Origin of the sequence: Pseudomonas sp. Irchel 3H7, assembly GCF_900187605.1 — a bacterium.
GTDB lineage: Bacteria > Pseudomonadota > Gammaproteobacteria > Pseudomonadales > Pseudomonadaceae > Aquipseudomonas.
On sequence record NZ_FYEA01000007.1, the window covers coordinates 364,494 to 389,234 of the forward strand.

21 protein-coding genes are annotated in these 24,741 nt (G+C 58.4%); 11 read left to right on the forward strand and 10 right to left on the reverse strand.

Going from position 1 to position 24,741, the window contains the following annotated elements; all coding sequences use genetic code 11:
• The first annotated feature begins 346 nt into the window (after positions 1 to 346).
• Positions 347 to 2,269 carry an acetyl-CoA hydrolase/transferase C-terminal domain-containing protein gene (locus CKW38_RS16015; RefSeq protein WP_095113225.1) on the forward strand — a complete coding sequence of 641 codons (1,923 nt, stop codon included), beginning with the start codon at positions 347 to 349 and terminating at the stop codon, positions 2,267 to 2,269.
• Between the two features lie 111 nt (positions 2,270 to 2,380).
• Here the strand turns inward: CKW38_RS16015 and CKW38_RS16020 are convergent, their stop codons facing one another.
• The gene (locus CKW38_RS16020; RefSeq protein WP_371857966.1) at positions 2,381 to 3,376 is read right to left on the reverse strand and encodes a hypothetical protein; all 996 of its coding nucleotides are present in this window, start codon (positions 3,374 to 3,376) and stop codon (positions 2,381 to 2,383) included.
• A gap of 399 nt (positions 3,377 to 3,775) precedes the next feature.
• On the opposite strand from CKW38_RS16020, the gene CKW38_RS16025 reads away from it, so the two are divergent.
• A complete protein-coding gene (locus tag CKW38_RS16025; protein WP_095113227.1) occupies positions 3,776 to 4,924 on the forward strand; it encodes a hypothetical protein in 1,149 nt (382 codons plus the stop codon).
• Positions 4,925 to 5,042: 118 nt separating this feature from the next.
• Here the strand turns inward: CKW38_RS16025 and CKW38_RS16030 are convergent, their stop codons facing one another.
• Positions 5,043 to 5,615: a xanthine phosphoribosyltransferase gene (locus CKW38_RS16030; RefSeq protein ID WP_007920398.1), complete on the reverse strand. Its 573-nt coding sequence runs from the start codon at positions 5,613 to 5,615 to the stop codon at positions 5,043 to 5,045.
• A gap of 59 nt (positions 5,616 to 5,674) precedes the next feature.
• Positions 5,675 to 7,684 carry a DNA helicase Rep gene (rep, locus tag CKW38_RS16035; RefSeq protein ID WP_007920400.1) on the reverse strand — a complete coding sequence of 670 codons (2,010 nt, stop codon included), beginning with the start codon at positions 7,682 to 7,684 and terminating at the stop codon, positions 5,675 to 5,677.
• Between the two features lie 262 nt (positions 7,685 to 7,946).
• Here rep and CKW38_RS16040 point away from each other — a divergent pair, with 262 nt between their 5' ends.
• The gene (locus CKW38_RS16040) at positions 7,947 to 9,620 is read left to right on the forward strand and encodes a bifunctional diguanylate cyclase/phosphodiesterase (protein ID WP_095113228.1); all 1,674 of its coding nucleotides are present in this window, start codon (positions 7,947 to 7,949) and stop codon (positions 9,618 to 9,620) included.
• Positions 9,621 to 9,727: 107 nt separating this feature from the next.
• Here CKW38_RS16040 and CKW38_RS16045 read toward each other — a convergent pair whose 3' ends face one another.
• On the reverse strand, positions 9,728 to 11,125 hold the full coding sequence (locus CKW38_RS16045) for a NorM family multidrug efflux MATE transporter (protein ID WP_095113247.1): 1,398 nt from the start codon (positions 11,123 to 11,125) through the stop codon (positions 9,728 to 9,730).
• A 159-nt stretch (positions 11,126 to 11,284) separates the two neighbouring features.
• On the opposite strand from CKW38_RS16045, the gene CKW38_RS16050 reads away from it, so the two are divergent.
• From CKW38_RS16050 to CKW38_RS16060, 3 genes are all read left to right on the forward strand, one after another.
• Complete coding sequence (locus CKW38_RS16050; RefSeq protein ID WP_095113229.1) at positions 11,285 to 12,205, forward strand: LysR substrate-binding domain-containing protein; 921 nt, start codon at positions 11,285 to 11,287, stop codon at positions 12,203 to 12,205.
• A 184-nt stretch (positions 12,206 to 12,389) separates the two neighbouring features.
• Complete coding sequence (locus CKW38_RS16055) at positions 12,390 to 14,366, forward strand: methyl-accepting chemotaxis protein (RefSeq protein ID WP_007920409.1); 1,977 nt, start codon at positions 12,390 to 12,392, stop codon at positions 14,364 to 14,366.
• A gap of 219 nt (positions 14,367 to 14,585) precedes the next feature.
• Complete coding sequence (locus tag CKW38_RS16060; RefSeq protein WP_095113230.1) at positions 14,586 to 15,800, forward strand: aldose 1-epimerase family protein; 1,215 nt, start codon at positions 14,586 to 14,588, stop codon at positions 15,798 to 15,800.
• On the opposite strand, the gene CKW38_RS16065 is transcribed toward CKW38_RS16060, so the two are convergent.
• Complete coding sequence (locus tag CKW38_RS16065; RefSeq protein ID WP_095113231.1) at positions 15,797 to 17,290, reverse strand: YifB family Mg chelatase-like AAA ATPase; 1,494 nt, start codon at positions 17,288 to 17,290, stop codon at positions 15,797 to 15,799. The two genes, CKW38_RS16060 and CKW38_RS16065, sit on opposite strands and share 4 nt — an antisense overlap.
• Positions 17,291 to 17,673: 383 nt before the next feature.
• Positions 17,674 to 18,138: a hypothetical protein gene (locus CKW38_RS16070; protein ID WP_095113232.1), complete on the reverse strand. Its 465-nt coding sequence runs from the start codon at positions 18,136 to 18,138 to the stop codon at positions 17,674 to 17,676.
• Positions 18,139 to 18,449: 311 nt separating this feature from the next.
• On the opposite strand from CKW38_RS16070, the gene CKW38_RS16075 reads away from it, so the two are divergent.
• Positions 18,450 to 18,662 carry a HigA family addiction module antitoxin gene (locus tag CKW38_RS16075; RefSeq protein WP_256588389.1) on the forward strand — a complete coding sequence of 71 codons (213 nt, stop codon included), beginning with the start codon at positions 18,450 to 18,452 and terminating at the stop codon, positions 18,660 to 18,662.
• Here CKW38_RS16075 and CKW38_RS16080 read toward each other — a convergent pair.
• Positions 18,657 to 19,184: a Bro-N domain-containing protein gene (locus tag CKW38_RS16080; protein WP_095113233.1), complete on the reverse strand. Its 528-nt coding sequence runs from the start codon at positions 19,182 to 19,184 to the stop codon at positions 18,657 to 18,659. The two genes, CKW38_RS16075 and CKW38_RS16080, sit on opposite strands and share 6 nt — an antisense overlap.
• 359 nt (positions 19,185 to 19,543) lie before the next feature.
• The gene (locus CKW38_RS16085; RefSeq protein WP_008086041.1) at positions 19,544 to 19,804 is read right to left on the reverse strand and encodes an accessory factor UbiK family protein; all 261 of its coding nucleotides are present in this window, start codon (positions 19,802 to 19,804) and stop codon (positions 19,544 to 19,546) included.
• A 413-nt stretch (positions 19,805 to 20,217) separates the two neighbouring features.
• Here CKW38_RS16085 and glnK point away from each other — a divergent pair, with 413 nt between their 5' ends.
• From glnK to sutA, 4 genes are all read left to right on the forward strand, one after another.
• Positions 20,218 to 20,556: a P-II family nitrogen regulator gene (glnK, locus tag CKW38_RS16090; RefSeq protein ID WP_002555808.1), complete on the forward strand. Its 339-nt coding sequence runs from the start codon at positions 20,218 to 20,220 to the stop codon at positions 20,554 to 20,556.
• A 38-nt stretch (positions 20,557 to 20,594) separates the two neighbouring features.
• Positions 20,595 to 21,932 carry an ammonium transporter gene (locus CKW38_RS16095; protein ID WP_007920417.1) on the forward strand — a complete coding sequence of 446 codons (1,338 nt, stop codon included), beginning with the start codon at positions 20,595 to 20,597 and terminating at the stop codon, positions 21,930 to 21,932.
• A gap of 215 nt (positions 21,933 to 22,147) precedes the next feature.
• Positions 22,148 to 22,573 carry a secondary thiamine-phosphate synthase enzyme YjbQ gene (locus tag CKW38_RS16100; protein WP_007920418.1) on the forward strand — a complete coding sequence of 142 codons (426 nt, stop codon included), beginning with the start codon at positions 22,148 to 22,150 and terminating at the stop codon, positions 22,571 to 22,573.
• Between the two features lie 102 nt (positions 22,574 to 22,675).
• On the forward strand, positions 22,676 to 23,002 hold the full coding sequence (sutA, locus tag CKW38_RS16105; RefSeq protein ID WP_007920420.1) for a transcriptional regulator SutA: 327 nt from the start codon (positions 22,676 to 22,678) through the stop codon (positions 23,000 to 23,002).
• Positions 23,003 to 23,145: 143 nt separating this feature from the next.
• On the opposite strand, the gene CKW38_RS16110 is transcribed toward sutA, so the two are convergent.
• Both CKW38_RS16110 and xerC read right to left on the reverse strand, forming a co-directional pair.
• Positions 23,146 to 23,844 (reverse strand): HAD family hydrolase, encoded by a 699-nt coding sequence (locus CKW38_RS16110; protein ID WP_095113234.1) that lies wholly within the window; start codon positions 23,842 to 23,844, stop codon positions 23,146 to 23,148.
• Positions 23,841 to 24,740: a tyrosine recombinase XerC gene (gene xerC / locus CKW38_RS16115; RefSeq protein ID WP_007950060.1), complete on the reverse strand. Its 900-nt coding sequence runs from the start codon at positions 24,738 to 24,740 to the stop codon at positions 23,841 to 23,843. Before xerC ends, CKW38_RS16110 begins: the two co-directional genes overlap by 4 nt.
• Between the last annotated feature and the right edge of the window lies 1 nt (position 24,741).

The window sequence follows — 24,741 nt, forward strand, 5'->3', positions numbered from 1 at the left end:
CGGACGGTTTTTTTGTGCCTGCGATTTAGTAGCCCTCACCCCAGCCCTCCCGAAACGTCGGACCGCCCGTAGGGAGAGGGGGCCGACCGAAGTGTCTTTCGCTATCCATCGACCTGAAAGACCTTAGCGATTATGGATTCGGTACAGCTCTTTCAGGTCGATGTAGATGCCGAGCATCCCCGAATCAGTCCCCTCTCCCTCCGGGAGAGGGCTAGGGTGAGGGCAACAATTTCAAGTCGGAAAAACATTTCAAGAACAGCGCACATTCACTCTGAAGCTGTTCTTTGCAGCAAACTCAAGGCAAGCTCGGTCTACCCCTATTCACGGAACGGGCAGGAGGCTTCAGATGGTGCAGTTGTGTTCGATCGAACAGGCAGTGGACGACGTGCTGGCGCGCTTGCCGGCGCACATCCACATGGGCATGCCGCTAGGCCTGGGCAAACCCAATCACTTCGTCAACGCGCTGTACCGGCGAATCAAAGAGCTGCCCGAGCGGCAGCTGACGATTTACACCGCGCTGTGCCTCGGCCGCCCGGCGCTGGGTGATGGATTGCAGAAGCGCTTCATCGAACCCTTCGTCGAGCGCGTCTTCGGTGATTACCCGGAATTCGATTTCCTCGCCGACCTGCATCGCGACAGCCTGCCGGCCAACATCCGTATCGAACAGTTCTTCATGCAGCCCGGCAGCCTGCTCAACAGCGCGCCGGCCCAGCAGGATTACGTCAGCAGCAATTACAGCCACGCCGCTCGCGACATCAACGCCGCCGGGCTGAATCTGGTAGCGCAGTTATTAGCCAGCAGCAGCGAACACCCCGACCGTCTGAGCCTGAGCTGCAACCCCGATATCACCCTCGACCTGTTGCCGATGATCGCCAAGCGTCGCGAAGCTGGGGAGACGATCCTGCTGGTCGGCCAGGTGCACACCGATCTGCCGTACATGCCCGGCGATGCTGAAGTCGATATCGACACCTTCGACCTGCTGATCGACGCCAAGGACAACAGCACGCTGTTTTCCACGCCGAACATGCCGGTGGGGTTTCAGGACCATTTCATTGGTTTGCACGCCAGTACGCTGGTGCGCGACGGCGGTACGTTGCAGATCGGCATCGGCTCAATGGGTGATGCGCTGACTGCTGCGCTGCTTACACGTCAGGCGGATAACGCCGGTTACAAGGCGTTGCTCGACGACATCAACCTCAGCCAATGGGCGCAGTTGATCCACCGCGAGGGCGGCACCGGGCCATTCGCCAAAGGTTTGTACGGTTGCAGCGAAATGTTCGTCAACGGCTTGCTGGTGCTGGCAGATGCCGGGATCATCCGGCGCAAGGTCTATCCCGACGTACAGACTCAGGAGCAGGCCAACGCCGGCACCCTCGACGAGGCGGCGCAGACTGACGGCATCTCGGTGCACGGCGGCTTCTTCCTCGGCCCGCGCAGTTTCTATGAACGTCTGCGCGAGTTACCGCAGAGCAAACGCCTCGAATTCAACATGACCCGCATCAGCTACATCAACGAGCTCTACGGGCAGGAAGAACTCAAGCGCTTGCAGCGCCTTGATGCGCGCTTCATCAACACGGTGTTCACCATGACGTTGCTGGGCGCGGGCGTGGCGGATCAACTCGAAGACGGACGGGTGCTGAGCGGTGTCGGTGGGCAGTACAACTTCGTGGCGCAGGGCCACGCGCTGCACGATGCCCGCTCGATTCTGATTCTGCGCAGCTGGCGTGAATCCGGTGGCGACGTCAGTTCGAATATCGTCTGGGAATACGGCCACTGCACGATTCCACGGCATCTGCGCGATATCGTTGTCACCGAGTACGGCATTGCCGATCTGCGTGGTAAATCCGACGCGGTCGTCATTGAATCGCTGTTGAACATCAGCGACTCGCGCTTCCAGCAGGGCTTGATCGAGCAAGCGCAAAAAGTCGGCAAGCTGCCAAAGGATTTCCGCCTCGACCCACGCTTTGCCGACAACACGCCACAGCGTTTGCAGGCAATCGCCGCGCTGCATCCGAACCTGTTTCCAGAATATCCACTGGGCTGTGATTTCACCGCGATCGAGCGGGATTTGCTGCGTGCGCTGAACTGGCTGAAGAGCAAATTCAAACTCACCGAAATCCTCGAACTCGGCAAAGCCGCCCTCGACGCCCCCGAGGCATCGCTATACCCAGAACACCTCGAACGCATGCAGCTCACCAACCCGGAAGGCCTGAAAGAAGACATCTTCCAACGCCTGCTGCTCACCGGCCTCAAAGCCACCGCACAATAACTGCCGGACCCAAAACAACTGTAGGAGTGAGCCTGCTCGCGATGGCGGTGCATCAGTCAACCAAGATGTCGACTGACCCTAGGCATTCGCAATCAGGCTTACTCCTACATATTAAGCGCACTCTAACGAGTGAATCGGATGGACGCTCACGGATGGGCTAAGAAAGTCTATGTGGTAGCCAGAGGAACCATCACCAATAGCTAAATGAACACCGCTGACTCCCTCATTCATTTGAGAGTTGATTTTGTAATCAATTTTGGTCGAGATGGATTCGTTAACACCGATGGCAAATTCCGTAAGTTTAAGTCCGCGTTTGCCCGCAGCCAGATCCAGAAGCTTAATATGTTCTTCGTTATTTATTCTTAATGAGGTTATGTTGTTTTCTTCTATTGTGAGCAAGGTCTCTTCGTTTGATATCCGATCGCTTAGCCATTTTAGAGATGTTCTTACACCGGCAGGTAACTCGGGGTTAGGCTTTCTGAGTACAGTCAGTATTCCGGAAACATTCAATGTGCCTGAGAATATAAAAGGGCAGGGCTCTAATGGGTTCATATGTGCGTAATGAACCTCAAAAAATTCTGCGACGGACTGCACGAAGTTTTCGGTCACATCTTCGCCAAGCAATGCATAAGGCTGTGCATGGGGAAGAATAGATACGGTTGCATTGGATTCGTTGCCAGATAACGAAAAGGTCTGGTGGGAGTTAAGCATATTCAACACAGCTCGCTGCGAGCAGAGCGATTGCTGAAAATCGCTGCCCATCAGAAGCTTTAGGCTGTAAAGCGCGGCGGCCAAGGATGGTTCAAATACTTGGGTCGCGCAAAAGATGATTTTTTTTCGCTCCGTCTTTTTTGCGATCTCAAATGTCATTTTTGCAGCTTCGTTGCTGAATGAAAAAACGATGCTGTTTTTTGGAAACGTCTCTAACTGAGCAATATTGACCGTCGCGAATCCCCAAAGCTCGCATTCTCTAAGGAATTCATTCGAGTCGGCGATAATCGAAAATTCTTCATGATTGAAGAGCGCCGACGCTATATTTGGCGGTGACATAAAACCCCCCTTATTCTGAAGTGCGCGGCAAGGGCGGTTGCCGCGCGGTGCTTTCAATTAATCTTCAGTATGCGCCCAGGCTAACGGTGCCCACCCGAAATTGCCCGGGCCAGAAGTGATTCGATTGAGATTTTCTTTTATAGTTTTTTCAGTTTGCATTTTATTTTCCTTTTTCTGATTTTGTTGTGATCCCCCAAGTTGCATGGGGGTGAGCGGATTAATGCATAAGTTTGTGGTCGTGTTAAATAAATATTCTTGCTTTTTAAGAATGATTTCATCTGTCTTGTTTTGTGAGGTGGGTGGTTCGGTTATTTAAGTGGACTGCGTCTGTAGGCCTAATCTGAAAGTTGTAAATTCAAGGTTTTTAAATTGTGGTGGGAGGTCTTGTCTGGTTAGGTTTTATTTATGGGTCTTGTTTTCTGGGGCTCATGCCAATCATAAATACAGGGGCACAAAGTGCATATATCAAAGAAATACCTGACAGATGTTTCTGTCCATCAAGCCTTACTTCTGACTGACTTGACCGAAAAGAGCCACCCCGATCACGCTGTCCGACTAATACTGAATGAAGTCCTTCAGGGACTCGAAGAAAAGGGCTGGCCCCGAGCCCAGTTGCAGGTTGGACCAAGGATCGTATCCGCCGAAGAAAACTACGGTTTGCTGGGTTACGACCCGGCAGAAATCACCCTCGGCAGTGAGCACACCCGTTGGGTCGATGAGCATTCGCTTTTGCGAACACAGACCACTAGCCAGATTCCTGCGGCGCTTCAGCAGGTCGCGGAGGTTCGTCAGCCGGGACAAACCATTTTGCTGGCAGCACCGGGCATTACCTTCAGGCGTGATAGCCGAGATCGTTGGCATTGCGCCGAGCCGCACCAAATGGACATTTGGGTATTAGGCGATCCAGAGCTGGCATCCCATGAGCATTTGCTGCGTCTTGTCGGCGATATTTTGCAGTTGGCCGTTCCTGAAAAATCATGGGTTTATAGCGATAGTCCACATCACTACACCGAGGGTGGGATTGAAGTGAATGTGTTGAATGGTGGCGTGCCGGTCGAGGTTCTTGAGTGCGGGCGTATTGCGGAGTCGCTATTGCAGCGTTTGCAGATTGATCCTCTGCGCCATGGCGGGCTCGCTCTTGGGATGGGGCTGGATCGCCTGACGATGTTGCGCAAAGGCATTCCTGATATTCGTTTGTTGCGTGATCAGAACGTGCGCGTGCAGGCGCAGATGCATGATCTGGATCCTTGGACTGCGGTATCTCGTTTGCCGTCGATTGCCCGCGATATCTCGTTGGCGGTAACGCCGGGATTGAGTGAAGAGGTATTGACCGAGAGGATGTTGCAGGCGGCAGGGGATTGTTCTGGATGGATTGAGGAGATGCGAATCAAGGGGCGTTGGCAACATTCGGATTTACCTGCGCAAGCCATTGAGCGACTCGGAATGCTGCCGGGTCAGGAGAACGTGCTTTTGCATGTGGTGCTGCGTGATTGTTCGCGTTCGATTACCACCGGCGAGGCGAATGCCTTGTACGCGGATATTCAAGCTGCGATGCATGAAGGGGTGCCGGGGGCGGGGTACAGAATGGATTTGTCGAAGGCTTGAGAGTTGCCTGTTGGAGTGAGCCTGCTCGCGATGGCGGTGTTTCAGCCGACGAATATATCGACTGACACTACGCTATCGCGAGCAGGCTCACTCCTACAGGGGGGGCTGCGGTGTGGCTTTATTCGATGAAAGTGACGACGCCATCCTTCAGCGATTTCACGCGGGCCAGCGATTCAACGCGGTAGCCCTGCGAGTCCAGCTCGGCGCGGCCGCCCTGGAACGACTTCTCGATGACGATGCCCAGGCCAGCAACGGTCGCGCCGGCCTGTTTGATGATCGAGATCAGCGCTTGCGACGCCTTACCGTTGGCCAGGAAGTCGTCGATGATCAGCACGCGGTCGCTGCTGGTCAGGTGACGCGGGGAGATGGCCACGGTGCTTTCGGTCTTTTTGGTGAACGAGTAAACGGTCGCCGACAGCAGGTTTTCCGTCAGGGTCAGGGACTGTTGCTTGCGGGCGAAGATCACCGGCACGCCGAGGTTCAGACCGGTCATGATCGCCGGGGCTATCCCTGAGGCTTCGATGGTGACGATCTTGGTGATGCCCGAATCCTTGAACAGCGAGGCGAATTCGTCGCCGATCAGCTTCATCAGGGCCGGGTCGATCTGGTGGTTCAGGAAGGCGTCGACCTTCAGGACCTGGTCGGAAAGCACAATGCCTTGTTCGCGGATTTTCTGGTGCAATGCTTCCATGAAGCTGTCCTCTTTTGGCGCTTTGTGCGCCGAAGGTCTAGTAAAAAAAGTGGTCAATTCTAGCGCTTTAACATCGCGCGTATATCAGCCAATGCGCTGTTGCCACGCACGACTTTGACTTCGGTCGGTGTGTCGTCGTTGCCTTCCCACGCCAGATCGTCCGGCGGCAGCTCATCGAGGAAGCGGCTCGGCGCGCAGTCGATGATCTCGCCGTACTGCTTGCGCTTGGCGGCAAAGGTGAAGGCCAGGGTCTGGCGCGCGCGGGTGATGCCCACGTAGGCCAGGCGACGTTCTTCTTCGATGGTGTCGGCTTCGATGCTGGAACGGTGCGGGAGGATTTCCTCTTCCATGCCCATGATGAACACGTAAGGGAATTCCAGACCCTTGGACGCATGCAGGGTCATCATCTGCACGCCTTCGGCGCCGTCTTCCTCTTCCTGCTGACGTTCGAGCATGTCGCGCAGGACCAGTTTGCCGATGGCGTCCTCGACGGTCATTTCGCCTTCTTCGTCCTTTTCGAGGGTGTTTTTCAACGCCTCGATCAGGAACCAGACGTTGCTCATCCGGTAATCGGCCGCCTTGTCGCTGGAGCTGTTGGTGCGCAGCCAGTTCTCATAGTCGATGTCCATGACCATGCTGCGCAGCGCCGAGATCGGGTCTTCGCCGGCGCACTGCTCGCGCACTTTGTCCATGAAGCGCTTGAAGCGCGACAGGCGATCGGTGAAACGGCTGTCCAGATGCTCGCCCAGACCGATTTCGTCGGTGGCGGCGTACATCGAGATCTTGCGTTCGGTGGCGTAGTTGCCGAGTTTTTCCAGAGTGGTCGAGCCGATTTCCCGGCGCGGTACGTTGATCACGCGCAGGAAGGCGTTGTCGTCATCCGGGTTGACGATCAGGCGGAAGTAGGCCATCAGGTCTTTCACTTCCTGACGGCCGAAGAAGCTGTTGCCGCCGCTCAGGCGATACGGCACCTGGTGGTGCTGCAACTTCAGCTCGATCAGCTTGGCCTGATAGTTACCGCGATAAAGGATCGCGAAGTCGCTGTACGGACGGTCGGTGCGCAAGTGCAGGCTGAGGATTTCCATGGCCACGCGCTCGGCTTCGGCGTCCTCGTTGCGGCAGCGGATTACGCGGATCTCGTCGCCGTGGCCCATCTCACTCCACAGCTGCTTTTCGAATTCGTGCGGGTTGTTCGAGATCAGCACGTTGGCGCAGCGCAGGATGCGACTCGTCGAGCGATAGTTCTGCTCGAGCATCACCACTTTCAAGGACGGATAGTCGTCCTTGAGCAGCATCAGGTTTTCCGGCCGCGCGCCGCGCCAAGCATAGATCGACTGGTCGTCGTCGCCTACCACGGTGAACTGGTTGCGCTTGCCGATGAGCATTTTTACCAGCAGGTATTGGCTGGCGTTGGTGTCCTGATATTCGTCGACCAGCAGGTAGCGCACCTTGTTCTGCCACTTTTCGAGAATGTCGGCGTGTTCTTCGAAAAGCTTTACCGGCAACAGGATCAGGTCGTCGAAGTCCACCGCGTTGAACGCTTTCAGCGTGCGCTGATAGTGGGTGTAGACGATCGCGGCAGTCTGTTCCTTGGGATTACGCGCGTTCTCCAGCGCCTGAGGCGGCAGGATCAGGTCGTTTTTCCAGGCGCCGATCATGTTCTTGATCTCGTCGACGCCGTCGTCGCCCGCGTATTCCTTCTGCATGATGTCGGTCATCAGGGCTTTCACATCGGTCTCGTCGAAAATCGAGAAACCGGGTTTATAGCCCAGCCGCGCGTGTTCCTTGCGGATGATGTTGAGACCGAGGTTGTGGAAGGTGCAGACGGTCAGGCCACGCCCTTCGCCGGCCCGCAGCAAGGTGCCGACCCGCTCTTTCATCTCGCGCGCGGCCTTGTTGGTAAAGGTCATGGCGACGATGTACTGGGCGCGGATGCCGCAGTTCTGGATCAGGTGCGCGATTTTGCGCGTGATCACGCTGGTCTTGCCGGAGCCAGCACCGGCGAGCACCAATAGAGGGCCGCCGACGTAGTTCACGGCTTCTTGCTGCCGGGGATTGAGTCGGGACATACGAAAATTCGGGAGTCGTTGACGAAATGGGCCGGCATTTTAACAGGCTCAGAGAATTGTGCTGCTCTCTCCGACTTGTGACGTACCACGCGATTCAAATTTGCCGGTTTTGTTACTTTCGCGGAGGATGCGCGGTGATTTTGCGGCTAATGTACTCATTCGTGACACAAAATAACGTTTTGATAACCGTTGTCATTTGGTCATTGAACATCGCAACGGCATAATGCCCCGCCCACATCTTTGCAGAGTCTAGGGAGCTAGCTTGTCTACGCCTGTCGAACCCTTGCGTTTGCTGCTACTGGCCGAAGAGCCAGCGTGGACAGCGTTATTGCGTGAGTGTCTGGCTCCGATGGGGAGCGCGGCGGTGCTGATCAGCGCGCCGAGCTGGGACTCGGTCAGCAGTCTGTTCGAAGACAACCGCAATGCGGTGTTGTTGACCCTTCCGGCATTACAACCGGCACCGGGCCGTTGCAGCCTGCCGACGGTATTGCTGCTGGAACACGAACCGGACACCGCACCGGTTGGCGTCAGCGACTGGCTGGTGTTCGACGCCCTCGACGCCGGCATGCTGCGCCGTTGCCTGCGCCATGTGCGCGAACGCGGCGTTCTCGAAAACACCCTGCAACGCCTCGCCGAACAGGATCCGTTGACCGGCATCGCCAATCGCCAGGGCTTCCAGACCTTGCTCGCCGCGCGCCTCGCGGAAAACGACGGTCGCGGCCTGGCCCTTGGACATCTTGATCTCGACAACTTCCGCCACGCCAACGACGCGCTGGGTCATCAGGCGGGCGATCGCTTGATCCTGCAGGTTGTCGCACGGCTGAAAAGTCAGCTGGAGGCGGGTGATCAACTGGCACGCCTGGGCAGCGACGAATTCGCTCTGCTGATCGACACCCGTCGTGCGCCACAACGCGCCGAATGGATGGCTGAACGCATCACCGAAGCGCTCGCCGAACCGTATTGGGTCGATGGCGAAAGCCTGCTGATCGGCTCCAGTCTTGGCATCGCCCATGCCCGTGCGCAGGGCGGTGCCGATCCGCTGATGTGGCACGCGCACATCGCCATGCAGCAGGCCAAAAGCACGCAGGGCTGCACTTTTCATATCTTCAACGAACGCATCAACCGCAACGCGCGGAGCATGGCCGACCTCGAAAGCGAGCTGCGCCGGGCCTTGCGTCGCGATGAACTGGAGCTGCATTACCAGCCAAGGCTGAATCTTGAAGACGGCCAGATTGTCGGCCTCGAAGCCTTGGTGCGCTGGCGCCATGGCGAACGTGGTTTGCTGCCGCCGAGCGAATTCGTGCCGCTGGCTGAGCAAAGCGGGTTGATCGTGCCGTTGGGTTATTGGGTGATTTCCCGGGCTCTGCGCGATATGCAGGCGTTGCGCGAACGTGGTCTGCCGGCGCTGCACATGGCGATCAACCTGTCGTTCCGCCAGTTTCAGGACAGTCAGTTGTTGCCGACGCTCAGCCGCTTGATCGCTGAGCGCGGTGTTGAAGCGCAGTGGCTGGAATTCGAACTGACGGAAACGGCGGTGATGCGCCGCAGCGATCTGGTCAAGCAGACCATGGACGCCCTTGGCCGCCTCGGTGTGCGCTTCTCGCTGGACGACTTCGGCACCGGGTTTTCCTCGTTCGTGCACCTCAACAGCCTGCCGATCACTTTGCTGAAGATCGACAAGAGCTTTGTCGGTGGCATGGAGCAGCGCGAAGAGAACCGCAAACTGGTGCACGCGATGATCAATCTTGCGCACAACCTGCATCTGGAAGTGGTCGCGGAGGGGGTGGAAACTCCGGAGCAACTGGAATTGCTGCGCGGCTTTGGTTGCGATCAGGTGCAGGGGTATCTGATCAGCCGGCCGTTGCCGTTAGCGGAACTGGTTGAATATCTCACCTACGGCTCAAGCCAGCAGCCAGCCCTCGAAATCGTCAACTGAGCGTATACCCCTGTAGGCCTTCGCCTGCTCGCGATAGCGGAGTGTCAGACAACTCATCATTATCTGACACACCGCTATCGCGAGCAGGCTCACTGCTACTGAGGATCTCAGTCGGTCTGAGGAATTGTGAATGGCCTGGATGACGCAGGCTCCAGCCGAATCATCCGCTTCATCTTCCATTCAAACGCCAGCGTCAGACTCACCGCCGCGCAGGCCAGGCCCAACGCCAAGCCCCACCAGACGCCCGTCGGCCCCCAGTTCAAGTGGAACGCCATCCACCACGCCGCCGGCGCGCCGATCAGCCAATAGCAGCCGAGCCCGACCAGAAACGTGGTCTTCGCATCCTTGAGCCCGCGAATGCAGCCCATGGCAATCGTCTGCGTGCCGTCGAACAGTTCAAACCACGCCGCCACTGCCAGCAGGCTCACCGCCAAGCGAATCACCTCGGCAAACGCCGGATCATTGTGATCGAGGAACAGCCCCACCAACTGGTTCGGCAACAGCCAGAACACCATGGCGAAACCCAGCATCACCACGGCGCCAAAGACGATCCCGACCCGTCCGGACATCCGCGCATCGCTCAATTGCCCGGCACCGTAATGCTGACCGACGCGCATGGTGATCGCGTACGACATGCCCGCCGGCACCATGAACGCCACCGAGACGATTTGCAGAGCAATCTGGTGCGCACCCAACTGCGTGCTGCCCATCGTGCCCATGCACAGTGCGGCGAAGGCAAATAATCCAACTTCCACCGCATACGTGCCGCCGATTGGCAGGCCAAGGCGCCACAACTCTTTCAGGTACTGTCGATTCGGCCGCGACAGACCCGCGCGCAGCGGATAAGCGTCATACGCTGGATGCCGACGGATGTGCCAGGCCAGCGCCAGCGCCATGCAGTTGGCGACAATCGCCGTGACCAGGCCGATGCCCGTCAGGCCCATTTTCGGCAGGCCGAACATGCCGGTGATCAGCGCGTAATTGAGCAGGAAATTCGCCACCGTGCCGGCCAGGCTGATGACCATCACCGGTGTCGCCCGGCCGATGGCACTGGTGAAACCGCGCAGGGCCATGAAGCTCAGGTAGCCGGGCAGAGCGAAGGGCAGGGCGATCAGGAATTGTCCGGCGGCATTGACGTTGGTTTCGGTCTGGCCGAACAGCAGCAACACCGGTTTCAGGTTCCACAGCAGCAACCCGGCGCCCAGCGCCATCAGCCACGCCAGCCACAACCCGGCCTGAGTCAGCCGTGCTGCACCAATGATGTCACCGGCGCCCTTGCGGATCGCCACCAGCGTGCCGACTGCCGCAATCACGCCGATGCAGAAAATCGACACGAACGAGTAAGTCGCTGCACCGAGACCGCCGCCCGCGAGCGCTTCCGGACTCAGGCGCGCCATCATCAATGTGTCAGTCAGCACCATCAACATGTGCGCCAACTGTGAAGCAATCAACGGCCCTGCCAGCCGCAGAATGGCCCAGAGTTCGGTACGCACAGGATGCTGCATGGTCATCACCACTCGATTTTCAGAGGGAACAGGAGAGCGTCGATTCTCGGCGCTTGGCAGGCGTTGCACAAAGGGATAAAAAGGATGGGTGGCATGAGTAAAACTCATCCTGATGTGATTCTGTCCGTTTTACTGCATCCCGCTGCTGGAGCCTTGTGTATGTCCCGTCGACTTCCTCCGTTGTATGCCCTGCGCGCATTCGAAGCTGCAGCACGGCACAGCTCGTTCACGCGTGCGGCCGAGGAGTTGTCGATCACCCAGAGTGCGGTGAGCCGGCACATTCGCACGCTCGAAGATCACTTTGCCTGCAAGTTGTTTCACCGCAGCGGTCGCCATCTGCAGCTGACCGAGTCGGCGCGTTTGCTGTTGCCTGGCATCCGTGAAGGTTTCGCGGCATTGGAACGTGCCTGTAATACCTTGCGCGCCGAAGACGACATCCTGCGTATGAAAGCCCCGTCGACCCTGACCATGCGCTGGTTGCTCGCGCGCCTGAGTCGCTTCCGCCATTTGCAGCCTGGCAACGAAGTGCAACTGACCAGTGCGTGGATGGACGTCGATTCGGTTGATTTCAACGATGAGCCGTTCGACTGCGCGGTGCTGTTGAGTGACGGGCATTTTCCGCCGGATTGGGAGGCGAGTTTATTGTTTCCCGAAGAGCTGATTCCGGTGGGGGCGCCAAACCTGCTGAATGATCAGCCGTGGGATCTGGCTCGACTGGCTTGCACCGAATTACTTCACCCGACACCGGACCGTCGCGATTGGCGCAGTTGGCTGGAACACATGGGGCTGTCCGATCAGGTGTCACTCAAGGGTGGGCAAGTGTTCGATACCCTCGAATTGGGCATGATCGCGGCGGCGCGCGGGTACGGTGTGTCGATGGGCGACCTGTTAATGGTCGCCGAAGATGTGGCGCAGGGAAGACTGAGCCTGCCGTGGCCAACCGCGGTCGCCAGCGGCTTGAATTACTACCTTGTGTGGCCAAAGACCCGCCCGGGAGGTGAACGTTTGCGCCGTCTCAGCGACTTTCTGCAAAGCGAAGTCCGCGCCATGGAGTTGCCGGCGGTCGCGCGCTTGAGCTGAAACGTTAGAGCCGCCACAATGCCGGCCTTGTGCCATAACCTTGTTTTCCGCTCAAGTATTTGGATCCACCGCCGAATACGTGCTTGTGGAACCGTCGTGCCGGTATCCACGATTCACCCCCACAACCAGAAAAATTTCCGAGTCGAGATCAAGGAGGATCCCGTGGCTCGGCCAGGAGCTGTCCATGTCTCAACCTCGCGCTCGGATCGCCTCGCAGCTGGGCCTCGCGCTCGCTGTAATACTGGCGATAGTTATCAGTGGCAGTACGGTGTTCGCCTTGCGTTCGCTGGACTCCGCCAACCTCGCCACTCGTGAAGAGCATCTGGCCAGTGAGGCGCGGCTGCTGGCCGACCAACTGAGCACCTTCCACGGCACGCTGCGTGAAAGCACCCAGCGCCTGAGCGGGCTGTTCGAGAAGCGTTTCAGCGCAGGTCTGAGCATTCACCCGAGTGAGCCGGTGAATGTTGCCGGCACCCAGACCCCGGGTCTGCATCTGGGCAGCGAAGTGCTGAACAACAACTTCAAAGAAGTCGACGAGTTCAAGCAGATGACCGCCGGCGTCGCCACCCTGTTCGTGCGCAGCGGCGAAGACTTCATCCGCGTCAGCACTTCGCTGACCAAACAGGATGGCACCCGTGCCATCGGCACCTTGCTCGATCACGCGCACCCGGCCTACGCGAAGTTGATGGCGGGGCAGGGTTACGTCGGTCGCGCCTTGCTGTTCGATCGCTCCTACATGACCCAATACACCCCGGTGCGTGATGGCAGCGGCAAGGTGATTGCGGTGCTGTTCGTCGGCTTCGATTACACCGACGCGCAGAACATCCAGTTCGATAACCTCAAGCGCTTCCGCATTGGCCAGAGCGGTTCGCTGGCGTTGCTCGACGAGCAAAACAAATGGCTGGTCGCGCCAGCGGGGGTGCAGGCGCTGGATCAAGCCGTTCCGGTGATCAAAGGTTTGGCTGCAAAGCCGGGCAAGGGTGAGTTCTGGAGCGACACCTCGGAAGATTTCTACAGCATTGCCGTGCCGTTCGATGGCGGACCATGGTCGGTCGTGGCGAGCATGCCGAAAGCTGAGATCCGCGCGGTGACCTGGAGCGTGGGTACGCAACTGGCCATTGGCAGTCTGTTGGCGATGCTGCTGGCGGTCGGATCTGTGGTCTGGCTGCTGCGCAGCAAACTGGCGCCTCTGGGGGATCTGGTGCGTCAGGCCGAGGCCTTGGGCGCCGGTGATCTGAGCGTGCGCCTGAACGTATCGAGCAACGACGAAATCGGTCAGCTGTCCCGCGCGTTCAACCAGATGAGCCAGGCGCTGTCGACCATGGTCGAGCACATCCGCCGCTCTTCGGAAGAGGTCAACAGCCGTGCCCAGGCCCTGTCCGGTTTGTCCGGCGGTGCCTATGAAGGCATGGAGCAACAATCTGGCGAAATCACCAGCATGGCCGGCGCGGTGGAAGAGTTCAGTGCGACGTCGTTGAACATCGCCGACAACATGGGCGCGACCCAGCGTCTGGCGCAGGAAAATGCCCAGCAAACGCAGATTGGCCGCAGCTCGATGGAAGAAGCGTCGTCCTCGCTGGAGCAAATCGCTGGCGCCCTGAACAGCACCGCCACCGTGATCAACACCCTCGGTCAGCGTTCGCAGGAAATTGGCGGCATTGTAGGTGTGATCACCTCGATCGCTGAGCAGACCAACCTTCTGGCACTTAACGCAGCAATCGAAGCTGCCCGTGCTGGTGAGCAGGGTCGTGGCTTTGCTGTGGTGGCCGATGAGGTGCGCAGCCTGGCCTCGCGCACCCGTCAGGCGACGGATGAAATTTCCAGCATGATCCACAGCATCCAGCAGGAAACCGGCAACGCGATCAGCACCATGGAGCAGGGCAATGTGCTGATGCAGGAAGGCTTGTCGCGCAACGCGAATGTCGCGTCGGCACTGGCGCGTATTGACGAGCAGAGCCGTTCGGCGGGGCAACAGTTTGCCGCGATTACCACGGCGACTCAGGAGCAGAGCAGCACAGCGACGTTGTTGAGCAGCAATTTGCAGAGCATTGCACTGGCCAACAGTGAGCAGCGTGAGGTTGTGTCGAACCTGGCTGTTACCGCCAAAGAGCTTGAGAAGCTGGCGGCGGATTTGCGTTCCGAGGTTGATCGCTTCCGTTGATGGGTGGCTGAAATCGCTATCGCGAGCAGGCTCACTCCTACAGGTATATCGGTTGGTCGCAATTTTTGTGGTCACTGAAGATCCCTGTAGGAGTGAGCCTGCTCGCGATCGCCTCACTGCCAATCCTGGGTAAAACACTCGAGCTCTTTCTCTTTCATACTTGCTGAAACGTTTCCGCAGCGCTATAAAAATGGCACAACTCCAATAAAGGCTGCTGCCATGACCCCGCTCAAACTCGCCGTCGCTCTCGGCGCACTCTCTGCTGCTTCCCACGCCATGGCTTGGGATTACGTCCTTCTCGATGTCAACAAGCCCGCACAAAACTGGACCATCACCAGTGCGCAGCTCGGCGTGAAAACCGACAAACCCTTCTCCGTAAGCCTGCGTACCTTGCACGGTGGCCGGCAGGAAGGTGTCAGCATCGTCGATATCGATAACGGCACAATGAAACTCTCGGTGGTGCCGACCCGAGGCATGAATGTCTTGCAGGCCTCTGTCGGCAACGTGCGCATGGGTTGGGATTCGCCGGTCAAGGAAGTGGTCAACCCGGCCTTCATCGAACTTAACGGACGCGGTGGGCTTGGCTGGCTGGAAGGTTTCAACGAGCTGGTGACCCGCTGCGGTTACGAGTGGGTTGGCCATCCCGGTATGGACAATGGTGAATTGCTGACCTTGCACGGACGCGCCGCCAACATCCCGGCCAGTACCGTCACGCTGCACATTGAAGAAAAGCCACCCTATGCCATCAGCCTGCGTGGCGAGCTGAAAGAACAGGCCTTCAAGAAAGCCGACTTCTCGGTGGTCACGGAACTGGTCACCGAGCCCGGCAGCGTGCGCTTTGCACTCAACGACACTCTGACCAACAACGGCGACTATCCGAAGGAATACCAGGCGCTGTATCACAGCAATTTCAGTACGCCGTTCCTCGAGCAGGGCGCCCGTTTTGCTGCACCGGTAAAACAGGTGTCGCCGTTCAACGACAAGGCCAAGGGTGATCTGGCCGACTGGCAGACCTATCGCGCGCCGACCAAGGACTACGACGAAACCGTCTACAACGTCGTGCCCTATGCTGATGCCAAAGGCGAAACCCTGACTGTTTTGCACAATAAGGCCGGCGGCCTCGGTGTTTCTGTTGGCTTCAATACCCAGCAGTTGCCGGTGTTCTCTCTGTGGAAAAACACTGATACCCAAGGGCAGGGCTATGTCACCGGGCTGGAGCCGGGCACCAGTTTTTCCTACAACCGTCGCTATCAGCGTCCGCTGAATCTGGTGCCGACCATTGCACCCAAGGAACACAAACAGTTCCAGATCAGCTACAGCCTGCTTGCGGACAAGGGGGCTGTGGATAACGCGTTGAAGCGCGTGACCGAGATTCAGGCCGGGCGCGACACCGAAGTGCGGCAGACGCCGCTGGTGGATCTGACCGAGCATTAAGGTGTCGCCGGCCGGTATTGCAGTGCCTCGGCCAAGTGTTCGCGTTTGATTGAATCGGCTTGCTCAAGGTCTGCCAGGGTGCGGGCGACTTTGAGCAGGCGATGGGCCGAGCGCAGCGAAAGCGTCAGGCGTTCACAGGCTGACTCCAACCAATTCTCATCGGTTGTGGATAACTTGCAGTGTTTTTTCAGTCCTGGCAGATCGAGAAACGCGTTGGCGCAGCCTTGACGCTTTTGCTGTCGTTCGCGAGCCTCGGCTACCAGTGCTGCGGCGCTGGCGCTGTCCTCGCCGGGTTTAATTGCCGGATTCAACGCCGTCGCCTCCCGCGCCACCGTCAGGTGCAGATCAATCCGATCCAGCAACGGCCCCGATAGCTTGTTGCGATAGCGCTGCACCATGTCCGGTGTGCACGAGCACTTGCCGCTGGGCTCGCCAAGATATCCACAAGGGCAGGGATTCATCGCCGCCACCAACTGGAAGCGTGCCGGAAAACGTACGCGATCCTTGGCCCGGGCTATCACGATGAATCCCGACTCCAAAGGCTCCCGTAAAACCTCCAGAACCTTGCGATCAAATTCCGGCAACTCATCGAGAAACAGCACACCATGGTGGGCGAGGGTGATTTCGCCAGGTTGCGGTTTTGAGCTGCCGCCGACCAGTGCCGGCCCGGATGCCGAGTGGTGCGGTTGACGGAAGGGACGCTGCGGCCAATGGGTCAGCGGTGCGCCACTGGCGACGGACTGAATCGCCGCCACCTCCAGTGCTTCACTCTCGGCCAGCGGCGGCAACAGCCCCGGCAGGCGACTCGCCAACAATGTCTTACCCGTCCCAGGCGGCCCGCTGAACAGCAAGTTATGGGCGCCCGCAGCAGCAATCAGCAGCGCTCGTTTCGCCGCCACTTGCCCCTGCACTTCATTCAAGTCGGGATAAGGCTTGCTGGCATGCATCAACCCGTCTGATACATAGGGCTCAACCGGCGTATGCCCATTGAAATGCGCCACCGCCTCCAGCAAATGATCCACCGCAAACACCTTCAACCCCGAAGCCAGGCACGCCTCCTCGGCATTCGCCCGCGGCACCACCAACGCACGACCCGCCTTGCGCGCCGCCAACGCTGCCGGCAACACCCCGCGCACCGCCCTGACTGCGCCGGACAACGCCAACTCACCCAGACATTCCACATCATCCAGCGTCAGACACGGCACCTGCACACTCGCCGACAGAATCCCCAAGGCAATCGCCAGATCAAACCGCCCGCCATCTTTGGGCAGATCCGCCGGCGCCAGATTCAAGGTGATCCGCCGCGCCGGAAACTGCAGCCCGGAATTGATGATCGCGCTGCGCACCCGATCCTTGCTCTCCTTCACCGCCGCCTCGGGCAGCCCGACCATAGTCAGCGACGGCAGACCGTTGGCCAGATGGACTTCGACGGTGACAGCGGGGGCTTCCACGCCTATCTGGGCGCGACTGTGGACGATGGAGAGGGACATGGTCGTTCCTTGAGCTGAATCGGGGAGCCGCTTCCTGCGGGTTTTTTAAGGGTAGTTGAGCCGGGTTTCAGTGCTGAAATAGAGGTTTACAAGACGTATCAAGACCCGATGGGCTGTCACTGCTTGCCTGAATTGGAGCGTTGACTCTCGCCCGGCATTGACGGATCATCCCGTTCGAGGACTGCAACTGCGCATTCGTCGGGACTGGGCACCAGCAAAAGCTCCCCCGCATTTTTGGCAGCAGAGAAAGCTGGTTTCTCTGAAGTAGTGACGACGGGCTAGCCTGTCGGATCCTGAACCCAAGGCCGTAAAGCCCGGAGCTAAAGAATCGCTGCGACTACTCCTCAAAAAATACTTAAAAGGCGTCCATCGGACGCCTTTTTTTATTTCTGATTTGGTGGTGCTCGTGGTATCTGCCCCACTAACGTGCCATGTGCACGTTTTTGCGGGTACCAAGTCACCACGAAGTAACCAAATCCTGTGGCGCGCTCGTGTCGCGGTTCAAGAATCAGTGTTCCCATAGATGTCTTCAGTACCGCGACCCTGTTTCCACATCGCTGTTCTTTGAACTCACAATAGATTTGTGCTCCCGGGACGATCATTTTCGCAACAATCGCTGCTACCCCATCGGCAGTCTGGCAACCATGCTTGAGCAAATCGGCACTATGGGCTTCCCAAATGTGCACTACGCCAAAACCACTATTCGCTCGACGGTGAATACCTACCCGCAGATAAATCTTCCCGCCTCGCAAGCCGAATTTTGGCATATCGGGGATCGTGCCAAAGATGTAACCACCATCTGGATGCTGAACCAGCGTGTTTTCTTTGAGCTTGAGCAAATGAGACAAGAGGGATCCAGAACCAGAGTGTCTGGCGATCAATGTGTATCGCCTAGAACTCGACGAATAGGATCGACCAGCGCAGGCGAAAGCCACCAGCCTAATCACAGCCAAGAACTCACGGAATCAGGCGCAGACGCTGATTCTCGTAGGGTTATGCCCTATTAGTTGTAGGACGCCGGCGAAAGGGGGGGTCAAGGTCTTGTATCCGGGAGTCGGATGCTCCAGTTTGGCCGTTTAACGCAGCCCTCTGGAGGCGAGCAATGGACCGCAATGGTATGCGCCCGATTCATCCGGGCGAGGTTCTGAGTAAGTAATTCATGGAGCCGTTGGGCATGACTGTCATGGATCTGGCCATGCCCACGAACTGGCCCGAAAGTGAGATCGAAAAGCTTGTGAAATGCCAGCTCAGGATCTGCGCCGATCTGGCAATCAGCCTTGCCACTCATCTCAACACCACACCTGAGTTCTGGATGAATCTTCAGTCGACTTACGATTTGCGCAGGGCCCAGCTCCGGCATGCGGGGTTATAGCGATTGCAGCATCCGCGAAGCCCTTTTCCACCATGGCCCCGTCATTGGGCGCTTGGTCTGTTCCCGTTCCACCACCATCAGCGGCACATCCTGCAACCGTATCCACGGCTGGTTATTCCAGTGCAACAAACTCAAAGACATGTCCGGCCAACTGAGCAGGCTCAGGTGTGGGCGTTCGCTTGTGGTGGGGTGTTGGGTGTCGCGCAGGGTCGGGATGACTTGGTGAGTAAGCCATTCGCGCAGGGCTCGGTATTCGGGGCAGTAGTGGTAGACGAGGAGGGCGTAGACGCCGGATTCGCTGATCAGCAGGGTGTTTTCGATTTGATTGTGGATCAGGGTTTTGCGGGTCTGGTATTGGTCGGGGTCGAGTTTTCGCAGCATGCGTTCGTTGAGGTAGATGTGTAGCAGGCGACTCAGGTCTCGGGCGCAGAACCAGGGTTGGTTCTGGATGAGGAGGGCGTGGAGGGGGAGTTTGTGGCGGGTAAAGATGTGCGGGGTCAGATAAGTCTCTTCTTGATTCATTGAGCAGTTCCTCTTGCTTAAGGGGCTGCCCTCAATCGTCGCCAAACGATTGGGTGGCAGTTGTACGCGGGTTGGCGAACCGGAGCAAAAGGAACCCGGCAGACCCGAAGGTCTCCCACGCACAACCGCCATGAAACGATGTGGCGGTAAATGTAGCCGCCATCATGGTTGTCGTGCGCCTTAAGCTGTTCGGGTCGCCAAACCCGCTGCTGAACATTCAGCATCGGGTGAGCTTAGAAACCTAGGCTTTTCGGCGCAATCGGACGGCGGTCATTCAGGTTGTAGGACGTTGCCGGGATGGTTGAAGGGCTGGAGATCAAAAGATCGCAGCCTTCGGCAGCTCCTACAGGGGGCGCGGATTATTCCGCGGGCGGCGTCAGCTTGGCTTCCATCTCGGCAACCTTGGCTTCGAGGCTTTCGAGGCGTGCGCGAGTACGCGCCAACACAACCATCTGACTATCAAATTCTTCACGGCTGACCAGATCGAGTTTGCTGAAGGCACTCTGCAGCAGCATCTTGAACTGGCTTTCGATTTCGGCTTTCGGCAGCGGGGTGTCGCCGTTGAACAGGCGGGAGGCGGTGCCGCTCAGGGCGTCGAGGAAGTCTTTGGGCGCGAGCATGGTGGATGTCCTGGAAACAATGGCCGGCAGTGTATCACGCAGTGTCTATAGTCAATCTCGTGGTCAGGGATGCACGCTTTTCGCGCAGGCGGACGGATGGCGACGCACCGTTGTTGTGCGTATCCGGATGGCGTTTTGCACGGGATGCCTTGCGGCAGCGGCCAAGGGATTGAAATCAGGGGATTTTGGCGAGATGGCAAGGTTTCTGCTTAGTCACCTTCGACCCATGCACTGATGCAGTCGCTGTGACGAATGCAGTGCGGCAGACGGAGCGGGGAGTTTCGTCAGCAGCGGTTAGCTGGCGTCAGTCGGGCAGGTAAGGCCGACGATGCGTTACAAAGCCAGGCACTGCGCTTAGACTTGAGTCGGGTTTGTTTTCCTGGGGCAAGTCCACCAATTCGGGAGAGAGTTTCATGAAGCTAGTCACTGCCATCATCAAGCCGTTCAAGTTGGACGACGTGCGCGAGTCGCTGTCCGAAATCGGCGTGCAGGGCATTACCGTTACTGAAGTCAAAGGCTTCGGCCGGCAGAAGGGTCACACCGAGCTGTATCGCGGCGCGGAATATGTGGTCGATTTTCTGCCCAAGGTGAAAATCGACGTGGCCATCGACGACAAGGATCTGGATCGGGTGATCGAGGCGATCACCAAGGCGGCCAACACCGGCAAGATCGGTGACGGCAAGATCTTCGTGGTCAATCTGGAACAGGCGATTCGCATCCGTACCGGCGAAACCGATACCGACGCGATTTAAACGCCGCCACAAACCCCAACGCCCCAGGAGAAAACAATATGACTCTGCGTAAATTCGCAGGGCTAGGAGCCCTGTTGTCCATCGTAATGCCAAGCCTTGCAATGGCGGCAGACGAAGTGGCGGCCCCAGTCCTCAATTCCGGCGACACTGCCTGGATGCTCACCTCGACGGCACTCGTGCTGTTCATGACCATCCCCGGCCTGGCGCTGTTCTACGGCGGCATGGTTCGCTCGAAAAACATTCTTTCCGTGATGATGCAGTGCTTCGCCATTACCGGTCTGATCAGCATCCTGTGGGTCATTTATGGCTACAGCATTGCGTTCGACACCACCGGCATGGAGCAGGGCGTCGTCAACTTCAACTCGTTCTTCGGCGGCATGGGCAAGGCGTTCCTCGCCGGTGTCACGCCTTCGAGCCTGACCGGCCCAGCGGCTTTGTTCCCTGAGGCGGTGTTCATCACCTTCCAGATGACCTTCGCGATCATCACCCCGGCGCTGATCGTCGGTGCGTTCGCTGAGCGGATGAAGTTCTCCGCGATGCTGATCTTCATGGGCATCTGGTTCACCCTGGTTTATGCACCGATCGCGCACATGGTCTGGTCCGGCAACGGCGGTCTGATGTGGGACTGGGGCGTACTCGACTTCGCGGGCGGCACCGTGGTGCACATCAACGCCGGTGTCGCCGGTCTGATTGCCTGCCTGGTGCTGGGCAAGCGTAAAGGCTTCCCGACCACCCCGATGGCTCCGCACAACCTCGGTTACACCCTGATGGGCGCGGCGATGCTGTGGGTCGGCTGGTTCGGCTTCAACGCCGGCTCCGCTGCAGCGGCCAACGGCACTGCCGGCATGGCGATGCTGGTCACTCAGATTGCTACCGCTGCTGCGGCACTGGGCTGGATGTTTGCCGAGTGGGTCACCCACGGCAAGCCAAGCGCACTGGGTATCGCATCGGGTGTGGTGGCCGGTCTGGTCGCGATTACTCCGGCTGCCGGCACCGTGGGCCCGATGGGTGCACTGGTGATCGGTCTGGCCGCAGGCGTGGTGTGCTTCTTCTGCGCCACCACCCTGAAACGCAAACTCGGTTATGACGATTCCCTGGACGCGTTCGGCGTGCACGGTATCGGCGGTATCCTCGGCGCGATCCTCACCGGTGTGTTCGCAGCTCCGGCTCTGGGTGGCTTCGGCACCGTTACCGATATCGGTGCGCAAGTCTGGATTCAGGTCAAAGGCGTGGGCTTCACGGTGATCTACACCGCGATCGTCACCTTCATCATTCTCAAGGTCCTGGACGCCGTCATGGGTCTGCGTGTGACCGAGGAAGAAGAGTCGGTTGGCCTCGATCTGGCACAACACAACGAACGCGGCTACAACCTGTAAGTACGCGCATTAAAAAACTTGCCCGGTTCGCCGGGCATTTTTTTGTCTGGAATTTGTCGCAGAGAGAGCAGCTGAAAGGATTTTTCGTACGGCTTTGGTCGTGTTTACGACGAGCGTTTTTCTGCGGCCAATGGCTTACATCATTGCAGGATTATTAGGGCCTTTGTTTTTTCCCAGAGCGCGCTAGAATGCGCCCCGAACGTGCGGAGAACTGTATGTGGCAACAGACTCTGATAACCCTGCGGGCACGGCCCCGGGGCTTTCATCTGGTAACGGACGAGTTACTCGCGGGGCTGCCTGAACTCAGGGAGTGTCGGGTCGGTCTGTTGCATTTGTGGCTGCAGCATACCTCGGCGTCGTTGACCATCAACGAGAACGCCGATCCGGCGGTACGTCGCGACTTCGAACGATTTTTCAATCGTCTGATCCCACAAGGAACAGACGGCTATGAGCATAACGACGAAGGCCTGGACGACCTCCCGGCGCACTTCAAGGCCAGCGTGCTTGGCTGCCAGATCAGTCTGCCGGTTTCGGCAGGTCGCCTGGCACTGGGGACCTGGCAAGGCGTTTATCTGGGCGAGCACCGTGATCATGGCGGTGCTCGAAAAGTCCTCGCCACCTTGCACGGTGAAGGGGCATAAACCGTTGGTCACCAATGGTTACTGATTTTTTAACGGCGACTTTCGACAGTTGCCAAAGCTGGTCTATAACTAATCTGCTTTTCGCAAGTCATGAGGTAGAACATGAGCGACGATGATCTGGAAAACGACGACCTCGAAGTAGGCGACGAAGACGAGGCCGAGGAAGGTCTGGAAGCAGCAGCGGAAGACGTTGCTGACGACGATGGTGGCGACGATACGCCGGCCCCTGCTGCCAAAGGCAAAGCCAAGGCTGCGGTGTCGGTAGACGAGTTGCCGAGCATTGAAGCCAAGAACAAGGAGCGCGACGCCCTGGCCAAGGCCATGGAAGAGTTCCTGTCGCGCGGCGGAAAAGTGCAGGAAGTGGAGGCCAATGTGGTCGCCGATCCGCCGAAGAAGCCAGACAACAAGTACGGTAGCCGCCCTATCTGAGGCGTGCCGCTGGCTTGCTGAAAAGGCCCGCCGTCGCTGCGGGCTTTTTCATGGGTGATGAAAAGATCAAAAGATCGCAGCCTTCGGCAGCTCCTACATTGGAATGCGTTTCCCTGTAGGAGCTGCCGAAGGCTGCGATCTTTTCAGCGGTTCCAGCGTGCGAGCACGGCTGGCAAATCGCTCAGGCTACGAATCTCGGCATCCGGCAAACGATCCGCTTCCCAGACCTTGCCCGCCGGGTTAAACCAGATCGCCCGCAACCCGGCTTGCTGTGCCCCGGCAATGTCATCGCCCGGATGATCACCGATGTGCACAGCGGTTTCGGCGGTGGCGCCACCGCGTTGCAGAGCCTCATGAAAAAGCCGCGCATCCGGTTTGGCGATGCCGATATCTTCCGCGCAAAGCGCAAACTTGAAGTAGTCCGCCAGACCCAATCGACGCACATCAGCATTGCCATTGGTGACCACGCCAAGCGCATAGTGATTGGCGAGAATCTCCAGCACCGGCTCGACTTCAGGAAAAACTTCGATCTGATGCCGTGCATGCAGAAACACTTCAAAGCCCTTGTCTGCCAGGTCGGTTGCTTCACCATGGGCGTAACCAGCGTCTTCCATCGCATGAAACAACACCCGCCGACGCAGAGCGCTGATCCGATGCTTGAGTCCCGGCTCGCCGGCCAACACCCGCTCACGAATCGCCCACAAATGCTCCACCGGCACCGCGCCCAGATTCGGCGCATGTTCGCTCAGCCATTCGCGCAATATCGCTTCGGCACTGACGATCACCGGGGCGGTGTCCCACAAGGTGTCGTCGAGGTCGAAGGTGATCAACTGGATGCTCATGAATCGTCGCCTTTCATGCGTTTGGCCCGTGGGTGGGCGCTGTCGTAGACCGCCGCCAGGTGCTGGAAGTCCAGGTGGGTGTAGATCTGCGTGGTCTTGATATCTGAGTGGCCGAGCAGTTCCTGCACGGCGCGCAGGTCCTGCGAGGATTCCAGCAAGTGGCTGGCGAAGGAGTGGCGCAGCATGTGCGGGTGCAGGTTCTGTCCCAGTTCTCGTTCGCCGGCCAGTTTGACCCGCACCTGAATCGCTCGTGGACCGAGGCGTCGGCCTTGCTGGCTGACGAATACGGCGTCGTCTGCGGGGTTGGTCATGGCCCGTAACGGTAGCCATTGTTCCAGTGCTTCGCGGGCCTTTTTACCCACCGGCAGCAGTCGGGTCTTGCTGCCCTTGCCGAGCACTTGAACCATACCGTCAGCAAGATCCAGCTGATCAAGATTGAGCCCGGTCAGTTCGGAAAGGCGCAGGCCGGAGGAATAGAACAACTCCAGAATCGCCTGATCGCGCCGCGCAAGAAAATCATCCTCGACCGCACCTTCAAGCAGTTGCAGCGCACGGTCAGTGTCGAGGGTTTTCGGCAGGCGACGCTCACCTTTCGGCGGCGCCAGACCGGTCGCCGGATCGTGGTCGCAAAGGCCTTCGCGGTTGAGGTAGTGATAGAGCCCACGCACCGCCGACAGCAGCCGCGCGAGGCTGCGCGAGGATTGGCCTTGCGCATGCAGACGAGCGATCAGGCTGCGCAGGCGCTGAATATCCAGCGCCGCCCAACTGCCGATGTTTTGCTTCACGCACCAGCCAAGGACTTTATCGAGGTCGCGGCGGTAGGCCGACAGGGTGTGCGGCGACACCTGTCGCTCACTGCGCAGGTGTTCGCAGTAAGCGTCCAGTTGCCGTTCCATG

Excerpts from the sequence above, each read along its gene's own strand:
- CKW38_RS16015 (WP_095113225.1), top strand. The coding sequence starts at position 347 with ATGGTGCAGTTGTGTTCGATCGAACAGGCAGTGGACGACGTGCTGGCG.
- CKW38_RS16030 (WP_007920398.1), bottom strand. The coding sequence starts at position 5,615 with ATGGAAGCATTGCACCAGAAAATCCGCGAACAAGGCATTGTGCTTTCC.
- rep (WP_007920400.1), bottom strand. The coding sequence starts at position 7,684 with ATGTCCCGACTCAATCCCCGGCAGCAAGAAGCCGTGAACTACGTCGGC.
- CKW38_RS16045 (WP_095113247.1), bottom strand. The coding sequence starts at position 11,125 with ATGCAGCATCCTGTGCGTACCGAACTCTGGGCCATTCTGCGGCTGGCA.
- CKW38_RS16050 (WP_095113229.1), top strand. The coding sequence starts at position 11,285 with ATGTCCCGTCGACTTCCTCCGTTGTATGCCCTGCGCGCATTCGAAGCT.
- CKW38_RS16055 (WP_007920409.1), top strand. The coding sequence starts at position 12,390 with ATGTCTCAACCTCGCGCTCGGATCGCCTCGCAGCTGGGCCTCGCGCTC.
- CKW38_RS16060 (WP_095113230.1), top strand. The coding sequence starts at position 14,586 with ATGACCCCGCTCAAACTCGCCGTCGCTCTCGGCGCACTCTCTGCTGCT.
- CKW38_RS16065 (WP_095113231.1), bottom strand. The coding sequence starts at position 17,290 with ATGTCCCTCTCCATCGTCCACAGTCGCGCCCAGATAGGCGTGGAAGCC.
- CKW38_RS16075 (WP_256588389.1), top strand. The coding sequence starts at position 18,450 with ATGGAGCCGTTGGGCATGACTGTCATGGATCTGGCCATGCCCACGAAC.
- CKW38_RS16080 (WP_095113233.1), bottom strand. The coding sequence starts at position 19,184 with ATGAATCAAGAAGAGACTTATCTGACCCCGCACATCTTTACCCGCCAC.
- CKW38_RS16085 (WP_008086041.1), bottom strand. The coding sequence starts at position 19,804 with ATGCTCGCGCCCAAAGACTTCCTCGACGCCCTGAGCGGCACCGCCTCC.
- glnK (WP_002555808.1), top strand. The coding sequence starts at position 20,218 with ATGAAGCTAGTCACTGCCATCATCAAGCCGTTCAAGTTGGACGACGTG.
- CKW38_RS16095 (WP_007920417.1), top strand. The coding sequence starts at position 20,595 with ATGACTCTGCGTAAATTCGCAGGGCTAGGAGCCCTGTTGTCCATCGTA.
- CKW38_RS16100 (WP_007920418.1), top strand. The coding sequence starts at position 22,148 with ATGTGGCAACAGACTCTGATAACCCTGCGGGCACGGCCCCGGGGCTTT.
- sutA (WP_007920420.1), top strand. The coding sequence starts at position 22,676 with ATGAGCGACGATGATCTGGAAAACGACGACCTCGAAGTAGGCGACGAA.
- CKW38_RS16110 (WP_095113234.1), bottom strand. The coding sequence starts at position 23,844 with ATGAGCATCCAGTTGATCACCTTCGACCTCGACGACACCTTGTGGGAC.
- xerC (WP_007950060.1), bottom strand. The coding sequence starts at position 24,740 with ATGGAACGGCAACTGGACGCTTACTGCGAACACCTGCGCAGTGAGCGA.